Source organism: Pyxidicoccus fallax, assembly GCF_012933655.1.
In the GTDB taxonomy this organism is placed as follows: Bacteria; Myxococcota; Myxococcia; order Myxococcales; family Myxococcaceae; genus Myxococcus; species Myxococcus fallax.
Genome location: NZ_JABBJJ010000378.1, coordinates 1 through 11,427, shown reverse-complemented (window position 1 = coordinate 11,427; position 11,427 = coordinate 1). Strand labels below are relative to the sequence as shown.

Annotated in this window: 9 protein-coding genes; 6 read left to right on the top strand and 3 right to left on the bottom strand. The window is 71.6% G+C overall.

Going from position 1 to position 11,427, the window contains the following annotated elements:
- Positions 1-422: 422 nt before the first annotated feature.
- Entirely contained in the window at positions 423-2,396 is a 1,974-nt protein-coding gene (locus tag HG543_RS45410; protein ID WP_169351209.1) for a beta propeller repeat protein, read from the top strand.
- A 7-nt stretch (positions 2,397-2,403) separates the two neighbouring features.
- Here the strand turns inward: HG543_RS45410 and HG543_RS56900 are convergent, their stop codons facing one another.
- Both HG543_RS56900 and HG543_RS45400 read right to left on the bottom strand, forming a co-directional pair.
- Positions 2,404-2,802, bottom strand: a complete 399-nt coding sequence (locus HG543_RS56900; protein WP_169351208.1) for an ACT domain-containing protein — start codon at positions 2,800-2,802, stop codon at positions 2,404-2,406.
- Between the two features lie 19 nt (positions 2,803-2,821).
- A complete protein-coding gene (locus HG543_RS45400) occupies positions 2,822-3,352 on the bottom strand; it encodes an FHA domain-containing protein (RefSeq protein WP_169351207.1) in 531 nt (176 codons plus the stop codon).
- Positions 3,353-3,533: 181 nt separating this feature from the next.
- On the opposite strand from HG543_RS45400, the gene greA reads away from it, so the two are divergent.
- The 5 genes from greA to thrC all read left to right on the top strand — a co-directional run bounded on the left by greA (position 3,534) and on the right by thrC (position 10,122).
- Positions 3,534-4,043 carry a transcription elongation factor GreA gene (greA, locus tag HG543_RS45395; protein WP_169351206.1) on the top strand — a complete coding sequence of 170 codons (510 nt, stop codon included), beginning with the start codon at positions 3,534-3,536 and terminating at the stop codon, positions 4,041-4,043.
- Between the two features lie 186 nt (positions 4,044-4,229).
- On the top strand, positions 4,230-7,352 hold the full coding sequence (recG, locus tag HG543_RS45390; RefSeq protein WP_439332618.1) for an ATP-dependent DNA helicase RecG: 3,123 nt from the start codon (positions 4,230-4,232) through the stop codon (positions 7,350-7,352).
- A gap of 121 nt (positions 7,353-7,473) precedes the next feature.
- Positions 7,474-8,112, top strand: coding sequence for a protein-L-isoaspartate(D-aspartate) O-methyltransferase (locus HG543_RS45385; protein ID WP_169351204.1), 639 nt, complete (start codon positions 7,474-7,476; stop codon positions 8,110-8,112).
- Between the two features lie 198 nt (positions 8,113-8,310).
- A complete protein-coding gene (locus tag HG543_RS45380) occupies positions 8,311-8,787 on the top strand; it encodes a hypothetical protein (protein ID WP_371876542.1) in 477 nt (158 codons plus the stop codon).
- Between the two features lie 6 nt (positions 8,788-8,793).
- A complete protein-coding gene (gene thrC / locus HG543_RS45375) occupies positions 8,794-10,122 on the top strand; it encodes a threonine synthase (RefSeq protein ID WP_169351202.1) in 1,329 nt (442 codons plus the stop codon).
- A 33-nt stretch (positions 10,123-10,155) separates the two neighbouring features.
- On the opposite strand, the gene ribB is transcribed toward thrC, so the two are convergent.
- On the bottom strand, positions 10,156-11,307 hold the full coding sequence (ribB, locus tag HG543_RS45370) for a 3,4-dihydroxy-2-butanone-4-phosphate synthase (RefSeq protein ID WP_169351201.1): 1,152 nt from the start codon (positions 11,305-11,307) through the stop codon (positions 10,156-10,158).
- Positions 11,308-11,427: the final 120 nt, after the last annotated feature.

Here is an 11,427-nt window from a genome sequence, read left to right as displayed (position 1 = left end):
TGTATAAGAGACAGGGCCTCGACGGCGCGGGGGGCACCCGCGGACTCCAGCCGCGCGAGGCGCGCTTCCAGGGATGCGACGGTCGACTCCAACCTGCGGATGGCGTCCCGCAGCTCCTGCTCCTCACCTTCGACCGCCATTCCCTCGACCCCTCGTCAGCGACGGCACCGAGCCGGCCTCGGTTCCCTGGCTACCTGCGTGATTCCAACGGCTTGGCAGACTACCGCACCGTGGCGGCGCGGCGAGGTGGATCTCCCACTCGCGGCATGACGCGCTCCGGCGATGGCCCGCTGTCTGCCTTTCCGCTCCGTGCCCCGGGGGCGGAGATCCAGGCCGGTTCGTTGATTGCAATACACCGCTGACGAGTACGCGACGGCGACAGCCACGCCACCCGTCTGTTCACGCAGTCGAAGGGAGCTCCCATGTTCCGTGAGAACTTCTTCGCAGCAGGTGCGGAAGCCGCTTCGCACCGAGATCGGGCGCGTATTGGTGCCCAGGTAGGGCGCAAGGGGCTGCCGTTCGCACTGGTCCTCATGGGGGCGCTGGTCTGCGCCGGCTGTTCGGACGAGGAGGAGCCGTCACCGAACGAAACTCCCGACGCGGGCTCCATCCTGGACGCGGGAGCGGACGCGGGACCCTGCGGCGGCCCGTGCGCGGATCCGGAGGTCTGTGGTGGGCGAGGCAATCCCACCACCTGCGCCATTCCCGAGGCCAATCGCCTGTGCAGCGAGGACGGCTGGTGCTGGGAGTATCCGCTCCCCCATGGTCACCAGCTGCTGGGCGCGCACTTCCTCGCGCCCAACGATGGCTGGGCAGTGGGGGAGTCCGGTCACATCCAGCACTGGGACGGCACGCGCTGGACGCCCGTCGCCAGCGGGACGACGTCGGAGCTGCGCGGGGTCCATGCCCTCTCCGCCACGGAGGTGTGGGCGGTGGGCCGAGGGGGCACCGCGGTGCGTTCCTCGGGTGGAGCCTTCTCGCCGGTGAGCACCGGAACGCAGCGGGACCTGAACTCCGTGTGGGCCTCGGGCGCGAATGACCTCTGGGCGGTGGGCGCCACCGGCACGGTGCTGCGAGACCGTGGGAGCGGCTTCCAGGCGGAGGATGCGGGCACCCCCCAGAACCTCAACGACGTGTGGGGCAGCGGTCCGGGGGACGTCTGGCTCGTGGGGCAGCGCGGCACCTTGCTCCACCATGATGGCAATGCCTTGTCGGCCCTCGACGCGGGCACGAACCTGCCGCTCTACGAGGTGACGGGCACGGGGCCGAACGACGTCTGGACGGTCACCTCCAACGACCCCTGCCTGTTCTGTGACGACTACGGCATCATCTACCGCGTCTCCAGCCTCGGTCTGGAGGAGCGTCTGCGCATGTCGGACCGGTTCTTCCACGTGTTCGCCGCGGCACCGTCGATGGCGCTGGTCGTGGGCGAGAGCTCGCGCTACCGCTGGGACGGCGCGGGCTGGCGGAAGCTCGCCTCCGGCCGCGACGGCGTCATGGCCGGCGCGAGCCCGGACGACGTCTGGCTCTTCGGCGACCATGGTCTCGTCGAGCGATGGAATGGCACGGCCTGGTCGACGAAGGTCCCTGCGCGCGAGGTGAACACCGCGAGGGATGTCCACGGCAGTGGCCCCGCGGACGTCTGGGTGGTGGACAGCGACGGACAGGTGCTGCACTGGAACGGAGGGGGCTGGAAGGCGTTCGACCCCGCCGTGCTCACCGCCGACGACATCCAGGGCGTCTACGCCGCCTCGCCGACGGAGACCTGGATGGTGTCCAACGAGCTCAGCTCCGAGGTCGTCCGCTGGAATGGCTCGACGTTCGCCGAGGAATCGGCCCTGGACCCGAAGGCGCTGATGTCCGTTCACGGCTCCTCGGCGGCGGATGTCTGGGCGGTGGGCAAGGAGGGGGAGGCACTGCATCGGGATGGCACCGGCTGGACGCGCGTGGTCACCGGTGTGACGAAGACCCTGAATGACGTCTGGGTGCACGGCCCCTCGCTGGCGGTGGCGGTCGGTGCCGAGGGCACCGTCCTGCTCTGGAATGGCAGTGCCTGGAGCCCGATGACCTCGGGTACTACCCGGAACCTGACCAGCGTCTGGGGCTCCGGGCCCACGGACATCTGGGCCACGGGCGAGGCCGGCACGCTCCTGCGCTTCAACGGCACCGCCTGGCTCCCCGTGGACAGTGGCACGCAGGTGAACCTGCACGCGGTGTGGGGCGTGTCCACCACGGCCGTCTGGGTCGTCGGCGACGAGGGGACGCTGCTGCGGCTCGATGGCTCGCGGTGGGTCCCCGAGCGCACCGGCACCCGTCACTCCCTCCAGGGCGTGTGGGCGCCGTCGGCCTCGGACGTCTGGCTCGTCGGGGAGTCGGCCGTCCTCCACAAGGACTGACGCCGCTTCAGCGCGCGAAGGACTCCAGCAGGGCCAGCGCCTCCGTGGCGCGGGCCGAGGGGACGAAGAGGTGGTCGTGGAAGTACGCGGCCACCGGATTCACCCCGATGCCGTGGGCGGCCAGCCGCGTGGACACGGCGGCGATGAAGCCCACGGCCTCCAGGCTGGAGTGCACCGACAGCGTCAGCCAGCGGAACGTCCCCGCGTACCGAAGGCCCGCCGCGTCGGCGCGCTCGCGGCGGAGGAGGAGCGTGAGGCCTTCGTCCTCGTGGAAGAGGCCCACGGGGGCGAGCGCGCCCAGGTCCGGCGCGGCCGGATGGGGCAGGGTGCAGAAGACGTACTCGCCGTCCCGCAGCACCGGCCGCATCGACTTCAGCAGCACGTCCAGGTTCGTCTCGCCGGACACCGTGTCTCCCTCGGGGCTCTCAGCCGCTGCGGGAGCCCATGCCGGTGGCCTCGCCCGCGCGCAGCCGCTCGTGCAGCGTCTCCGCCAGCAGGTACCAGAACTGCACGTTGCCGAAGCTCAGGATGTCGCCATCGCGGAGCGTCGCCTCGCGCCCGCCCAGCGTCTGGGCGTTGAGGAAGGTGCCATTGGTGGAGCCCAGGTCCTGCACGGTGCAGCGCTGCTGGGACGCGTCCCACCGCAACTCCGCGTGCATCTTGGACACGGACGCGTCGTCGATGACGAGGTCGCAGTCCATCCGCCGGCCGATGCGCAGCCGGTCCGTGGCGGCCAGCGGGGGCAGCGTGGCCACCCGCAGCTGTTCGAATTCGAACAGCAGGGACAGCATCCCCTGCTGGATTTCCTCCGACGTGGCCATGCGCGTGGGCGCGAGCACGGCGGAGGCGGACTCGGACGGTGGGCGCTGGACGAGCGCGAACGGCCCGAGCTGCTGTTTGAAGGTGGTGGAGGGCAGGGTGGCGGCGAGGCTGCGCAATTCCTGGACGGACAGCACGCGGGCAGACTACCGGGTCATAGGGCGCGCGCACAGCACGGCCCCCAATTCCCTGTACGGCTTTCGTTGACCAACTTGTCAGTGGTTCCCTACATTGGGGCCTTCGTGGTGGGGGCCGGGCTCCGGGAGGAGCGCCGGCCCTCGATGTATTGAACCTTGGGAGTGGTGGAAGGAGCTGTCGATGGCAAGCGGGAGCGACAACATCCCGATGACCCCGTCCGGACTGCGCAAGCTGAAGGAGGAGCTCAAGCACCTCCAGTCCGTGGAGCGGGGGAAGATCTCGCGTGAGATCGAGGTCGCCCGTGCCCACGGCGACCTGCGTGAGAACGCCGAGTACCACGCGGCGAAGGAGAAGCAGTCGCACATCGAGGGCCGCATCCTGGACCTCAACGACTGGATTGCCCGCGCGGAGGTCATCGACCCCTCCAAGCTGGGCGGCGACAAGGTCATCTTCGGTGCGACGGTGGACCTGGTGGACACGGAGACGGACAAGCCCGTGACCTACCGCATCGTGGGTGAGCTGGAGGCCGACCTGAAGAAGCGGTGGATCGCCGTCACCTCGCCGGTGGCCCGCGCGCTGATTGGCAAGAAGGTGGGCGACGTCGCCACGGTGCAGAGCCCGGGCGGCACGCGCGAGCTGGAGATCACGGAGATCCGCTTCGAGGATCCGGAAGAGGGCTCGCCGGCCTGAGAGAGCTGATCAGGACTCCCCCTCGGGGGGCTGCCGGGGGAGCGGGCACGGGCTCGCTCCCCCGGTCTCGTTTCCCGGGAGAACGTCACCCCTGTTCCGTAGGATGAGCGCTGAGACCCGCGCGTGAACCATCCGCTCGCCAGCCTCGTTGGACCTCTCCGGTACGCGTGCCAGCGCGATTTCGCGATGCTCGCCACCGTGAAGGCGTTGCGCCCGGTGCTGGAGCACGCGCTCGCGGGGGCCAGCGGCGTGGATGCCCAGGCCCTGGCACACCTGCGCGCGGCGCTGCCCTACGTGGACGACCCCGCTCCCGAGCGCCGCAAGGCCGCGCTCCGGCACGTGGTGGCCGGGTTGAAGATGAGCGGCGTGGCGCTCCCGGCGGAGTTGGAGGGAGTGACAGGGGCTCGCGCGAGCACGGCTTCCGACGCGGAAGGCGCGCTCGCGGCGGGTGGCCCGGCGGGGCAGGGCTCGCGGCCCACGGGCGATGCGGCCCGGGGGCCTCGGGCTGGAGAGGCTCGGGCGCTCGGGCGGGAAGGAGCGGGGGCGCAGCCTCGGCCTCGCACCACGCCGGCCCAGGGCGTTCCCATGTCGTTGCTGGAGGTCGGTGACTCCGGGGCGACGCCGCCGGGCTATGTGCCTCCGTGGAAATCCGTGGAGCCCGTGCCCGCGACTCCCCGTGGGAAGTCGGCACCTCCTGGAGAGGAGCGCGGAGCCGGTGGGGCCGCGCGCGCGAAGCCCGGTGTCTCCGCGTCCGGAGCGATGGTGCCCGCGCCAAGGCCTCCGGCCTCTGTCACGGCGCAGGGGGCCGGCGAGTCTTCCCGCGCCACTCCTTCGGCACCAGGCGCTTCCGCTCGTGGCCCGGGGGTTGCCAATGCGACGCCGGGGACGCTCGCGCTGGGGCTCGGCCCCGGAGCTGGCGCCGGCACTCGTCCCCCGGCGCCCGTGTCCAGTCCCGCCGCGCGTGCGGGTGGAGCCTCCCGCGTCTCCGCGTCCGCGTCTGGCGCTCCCTTACGCGGTGTGGACGCCGCGAACGGTCCGCCGATGAAGGGCGCGGCCCGGACGCCGCCGAAGCAGGCCACGCTCGTCGACACCGAGGCGTTGGCTGCACCCGGAGCCAAGACGCGCAAGGAGAAGGCGGAGCGCAAGAAGAAGCGCGCCGCCGCGGCCGAGGCCTCCCGCTCCGAGGCGAAGCTGCTGTCCATCGCCCCCCGCACGGGCCCGCTGTCCATGCCGCTGAAGTCGCTCGACAAGCGGCTCGGGCCCCGGCTGGTGTCCACCCTCAACAAGAAGGGCCTGCGCCGGCTGGGCGACATCCTCTTCCTGCTCCCGCGCTGCTACGAGGACCGCCGCCGCCTGTGCACCATCGCCGAGCTGGAGCCCGGCCAGCGCGGCGTCACCGTGGGCGTCGTGAGGGCCGCGGACTTCGTGCCCGGCCGCGGGGGCAAGCGCATGTTCCGCGCCGTCGTGGCGGACCGCTCGGGCAGCATCGCCGCCACGTACTTCAACGCGGGGCCGTGGCTGAAGAGCCGCTTCACCGTGGGCAAGCGCATCGTCCTCTCCGGCGAGGTGCGCGCCACCATGAGCGGCCGGGAGATGGCCCACCCGGAACTCGAGTCCGCAGAGGACATCGAGTCCTCCTCCGTCCACTTCAACCGCATCGTCCCCATCTACCCGGGCTTCGAGCGCGCCGAGCAGCGCTCCTTCCGCGACCTGGCCGCCCTCGTCGGCGAGAAGTACGCCAACGCGCTGGAGGACCCGCTGCCCGCGGACCTGCGCGCCCGCATGGAGCTGATGGGCCTGCCGGACGCGCTGCGCTACATCCACTTTCCGCCCGGCGAGGCGGACCTGGAGGCGCTCGACACGCACCAGAGCGACGCGCACCGGCGCCTCGCGTTCGACGAGCTGTTCTTCCTCCAGCTCGGCATGGCCCTCAAGCGCCAGGGCGTGAAGGCGGAGGAGGGCATCTCCTTCGACGTGTCCCCGGCCCGCCTGGACAAGGCCCGCGCCGCGCTCCCGTTCCAGCTCACCGACGCCCAGGCGCGCGTGGTGCAGGAGATTGCCCGCGACATGGCCCGCCCCGAGCCCATGAACCGGCTCGTGCAGGGCGACGTGGGCAGCGGCAAGACGGCGGTGGCGATGATTTCGGCGCTCATCGCGCTGCAGCAGGGCTACCAGGTGGCCGTCATGGCCCCCACGGAAATCCTGGCCGAGCAGCACGAGCGCAACTTCCGCAAGGTGATGGAGCCGCTGGGCTACCGCGTGGGGCTGTTGAGCGCGGCGGGCACGGCGAAGTCCAAGCGCGAGCGCCGCGACGCGGTGGCGCGCGGCGACATCCACCTGGCGGTGGGCACCCACGCGCTCATCCAGGAGGACGTGGCCTTCCAGCGGCTGGGGCTCGTGGTCATCGACGAGCAGCACCGCTTCGGCGTCCTCCAGCGCCACACGCTGATGAGCAAGGGGCCCAAGCCGGACGTGCTGGTGATGACGGCCACGCCCATTCCGCGCACGCTGGCCATGACGCTGTACGGGGACCTGGACCTGTCCGTCATCGACCAGCTGCCGCCCGGACGCACGCCCATCGCCACGCGCGTCTTCAACGACAAGCAGCGCGCCCGCGTCTACGAGTCGATGGCCGTCGAGCTGGCCAAGGGCCACCAGGCCTACGTCGTGTATCCGCTGGTGGAGGAGTCCGAGAAGCTCGACCTGCAGGACGCCACCCAGGGCGTGGAGAAGCTGCGGCAGGTCTTCCCCCAGGCGCGTGTGGGGCTCTTGCACGGGCGGATGAAGGGCGAGGAGAAGGACGCCGTCATGGAGGCGTTCCGCGAGAAGCAGCTGGACCTCCTCGTGTGCACCACCGTGGTGGAGGTGGGCGTGGACGTGCCCAATGCCTCGGTGATGGTGGTGGAGCACGCGGAGCGCTTCGGCTTGTCGCAGCTGCACCAGCTCCGGGGGCGCGTGGGCCGTGGCGCCGCCGCGAGCTACTGCTTCCTCATCGCCGGTGCCGCGCGCTCGTGGGAGTCCACCGAGCGCCTGGGCGTCATGGAGCGCAGCAGCGACGGCTTCGTCATCGCGGAGAAGGACCTGGAGATTCGCGGGCCCGGCGAGTTCCTGGGCACGCGCCAGAGCGGCCTGCCCGAGCTGGCGGTGGCGAACCTCGCCCGGGACGGAGACCTGCTGTCCATGGCCCAGGGGGAGGCCCGGCGCATCCTCACGCAGGACCCCGCGCTCAAGGCCCGCGAGCACCAGGGGCTGGTGAAGGCGCTCGAGGAGCGGTGGGAGGGGCGGCTCGCCCTGGCCCGTGTGGGGTAGGCCCACGTTGGCGGCGGTCCGAACGGTGGAGGAACCGTTCCACCGCCTGCGCGGGGAGCGTGGGAGCACCTGAAGGACGAGTGCTCGTGCCTGCTTGCCCCCGGATGACTACTGTCATCGTATGGGCGATTGGGGCCGAGCCGAGTTCCTGGCGGGGCAGGGCATCCGCGACCGGCGGGTGCTGGAGGCGATTGCCCGGCTGGACCGCGCGGACTTCGTCCCGGAGCATTCACGCGGCGAGGCCGGCGCGGACGCGCCCCTGCCCATCGGCTACGGGCAGACCATCAGCCAGCCCTATGTGGTGGCGCTGATGACCGAGGCGCTCCGGCTGCGAGGGTACGAGCGCGTGCTGGAGATTGGTACGGGGTCCGGCTACCAGACGGCGGTGCTCTCGCTGCTCTGCCGCGAGGTGTACACGGTGGAGATCGTCCCGCAGCTGGCCCTGTCCGCGAGGCGGCGGCTGCGGCGGCTGGGCCTCCAGAACGTGTACTTCCGGCTGGGGGACGGCTCCCTGGGCTGGCCCGAGGAGGCGCCCTTCGACGCGGTGCTCGCCGCCGCCGCTCCCAGCGAGGTGCCCCTGGCGCTGCTGTCCCAGCTCCGGCGGGGAGGTCTCATGGTCCTCCCCGTGGGCCCCATGGCGGGTTCGCAGGAGCTGTTGCGCATCCAGCGCGCCCGGCGCGAAGGGGAGCTGCCCACCGTCGAGCGCCTGCTGCCGGTGCGCTTCGTCCCCATGACGGGGCAGGCGCTCCCCACCGAGTAGTCGCGGGCTTGGGTGGAAGCGGACCCGCCGCCTGTCTGCTCGTCCGCTCGAACCGGGCCGGAAGTCGCGTTGCCCCCGAGAGTGGCGGCCCGCTAACGTTCGCGCACCATGATCATCTGCTCGCTGTGTGACCACGTTCAGCCCGAGGGGACCGAGTGCGAAGTCTGTGGCCGGGTCTTCCCCGCGCCAGAGCTCGACGTGGCTCCCGTGGCGCCCCTGGCGGAGCTGGAGCTGACCCCGCACACGGGGGGCCGCGCGCCGGTGCAGGTCGCCGCGATTCCCGAGCTGGACCTGACGCGCCAGAAGGCGGGGCCGGACCTGCCGCCCCAGGTGGTGCCCGACCTGGAGCTGACCCGCGCGAGGGACATCGGCGCCGTGCCCGTGGCGCCCCTCCTGGAGCTGGACACCGGCCGCGCGCAGGACGATGGCGTGCGCACCGCCGCGCCCGTGGGCGCCGTCGTCTGCCGCTACTGCCGCAACGTGCAGGCGGACGGCCTGCTGTGTGACCGCTGTGGCATGCGGCTGCCCAAGGCGCGCCCGGCGGCGACCGCGGCGGCCGGCGCGAAGCGGGCCGATGACGACGACGGCTGGACGAACTGCACCTCGTGCCAAACGCGGGTGCGTCGCGGGAGGGCCTGCTCGGAGTGTGGGACCCGTTCCCAGGCGGAGGCTTGAGGACCCATGCCGGACTTTCGTGCGGAGTACGCGTGCAGCGAGGGCTGTGACTTCCGCGCCTCGCTGCTGGACGTGGTGTACCGGTGCCCGCGCTGCGAGGGGCTGCTGGAGGTGTCGCACGACGTGGCGGCCCTTCGCACCGTGCCCGCGGCGGAGTGGAAGCGCCGCTTCGAGACGCGCTTCGGCACGTCGCGGCTGCCGGACGGCTCCGGCGTCTGGGGCAAGCGCGAGTGGGCGTACCCGCAGCTGCCCACCGAGGACATCGTGTCCCTGGGCGAGGGCCGCGTGCCGCTCAAGCCGCTGCCGCGCATGGCGTCCGAGCTGGGGCTGGCGGCGCTCGACTTGAAGGAGTGCGGCGTCTCGCCGACGGGGAGCTTCAAGGACTGGGGCATGACGGTCCTCGTCTCCGCCGTGAAGCACATGCGCGCGAAGGGCGTGCCGCTGCGCGCGGTGGCGTGCGCGTCCACGGGTGACACGTCCGCGGCGCTCTCCGCCTACTGCGCGGCGGCGGGCATCCCCGCGGTGGTGTTCCTGCCGCGCGACAAGGTGTCGCTCGCGCAGCTCGTGCAGCCCATCGCCAACGGCGCGCGGGTGCTGTCGCTGGACACGGACTTCGATGGCTGCATGAAGCTGGTGCAGGCGGTGACGGCGGACACGGGGCTGTACCTGGCCAACTCGATGAACTCGCTGCGCATCGAGGGCCAGAAGATGGTCGCCGTGGAGCTGTGCCAGGACCTGGGCTGGGAGCCGCCGGACTGGGTGGTGATTCCCGGCGGAAACCTCGGCAATGCCAGCGCGCTGGGCAAGGGCTTCGAGCTGATGCTGGAGCTGGGGCTCATCACCCGCCGGCCGCGCATCGCCGTGGCGCAGGCCCAGCGCGCCAACCCGCTGGCCCGGGCCTTTCGGGGCGGCTTCAGCGAGCTGGTGCCGATGCAGGCGGAGAAGACGCTGGCGTCCGCCATCCAGATTGGCAACCCGGTGTCCTTCAAGCGCGCGGTGCGCATCCTCAAGGCCTTCGACGGCGTGGTGGAGGAGGCCACCGAGTCCGAGCTGTCCAACGCCGCGGCGAGGGCGGACCGCGAGGGCACCTTCACCTGCCCGCAGACGGGCGTGGCGCTGGCCGCCGTGGAGAAGCTGGTGGCCCAGGGCGTCATCACCCGGGGCTCCCGCGTGGCGGTGGTCGCCACCGCGCACGGGCTGAAGTTCGCGGACTTCAAGGTGGGCTACCACCGCGGCGCGCTGGCGGATGTGACGAGCCGCCACGCCAACCCGCCGGTGGAGCTGCCCGCGAACCTCGACGCGGTGAAGAGCGCCCTGGCGGACCTGGGCGCGTAGCTCGCGAACGGGCGCTACATCCCTCGCGGTGCTTCAGTCCGCGAGCAGCGGCACGCGCTTGTCGATGGTGAGGCCGAAGCCCGCGAGCCCGCGGTAGGTGATGTCCGTGTTCGTCATCACCTGGAGCGAGCGCACGCCGAGGTCGTTGAGGATCTGGCAGCCCATGCCCAAATCTCGCGACTCCTGGGGGCCACGCGTGGGGCCGCTGCTGCCGTCGCTGTTGCGCTTGTGGTGGATGCCGAAGTCGTCGCCGTGCATGCCGGGCAGGTACACGAGGACGCCGGTGCCCTCGCGGGCGATGCGCGCGAGCGCCTGGTCCAGCAGCGCGTTGCAGTTGCAGGACGGGGAGCCGAACACGTCACCCATGGCGCACGCGGCGTGCAGCCGCACCAGCGTGCTGGGCTTGGACGAGGGGTCGCCCTTCACGAGCACCAGCGACTTCGCGTTGTCCGGCAGCCACGCGTAGGTGAGGGCGGTGAACTCGCCGTAGCGGGTGGTGACGGTGTGCTGGCCGGGCTCGCGGCGCACCAGCCGGTCCTTGCGGCGGCGGTACTCGATGAGGTCGGCGATGGTGATGACCTTGAGGTTGTGCTGCCGGGAGAAGGTCTGCAGGTCCGGCATCCGCATCATGGTGCCGTCGTCCTTCACCAGCTCGCAGAGGATGCCGGAGGGCTCCAGGCCCGCGAGGCGGGACAGGTCCACGGTGGCCTCGGTGTGGCCGGCCCGGCGCAGCACGCCGCCCTCGCGGTAGCGCAGCGGGAAGATGTGGCCGGGGCGCAGGAAGTCGTCCGCGCCGCTCTTCGGGTCCACCAGCGCGCGGATGGTCTTCGCGCGGTCCGCCGCCGACACGCCGGTGGTGGTGCCGTGCCGGTAGTCCACGGAGACGGTGAAGGCGGTGCGGTGCGACTCGGTGTTGTCCGCCACCATCTGCGGCAGGCGGAGCGCGTCCAGCCGCTCGGCCAGCATGGGCTGGCAGACGATGCCGCTGGTGTAGCGGACCATGAAGGCGAGGTGCTCCGGCGTCACCTTCTCCGCCGCCATGATGAGGTCGCCCTCGTTCTCGCGGTCCTCGTCGTCGGCGACGATGACGAACTTGCCGTCGCGGATATCGGCGATGGCGTCCTCGATGGAGGAGAGCTGGGTGTCGTGACTCATGGACGGTTCGGTTCGCCGGGAGGGCTGCATGTCGTGGACGCTGTAGCGTGCGCGGCTCGGGCTCGCAAGGCAACCTGCTGGGAGCCGTGCGTCCGGGTGATAGGGGGGATGAGCCGGGCAGGGCGCCCAGGCGGGCAGGCAGGTGGGGGC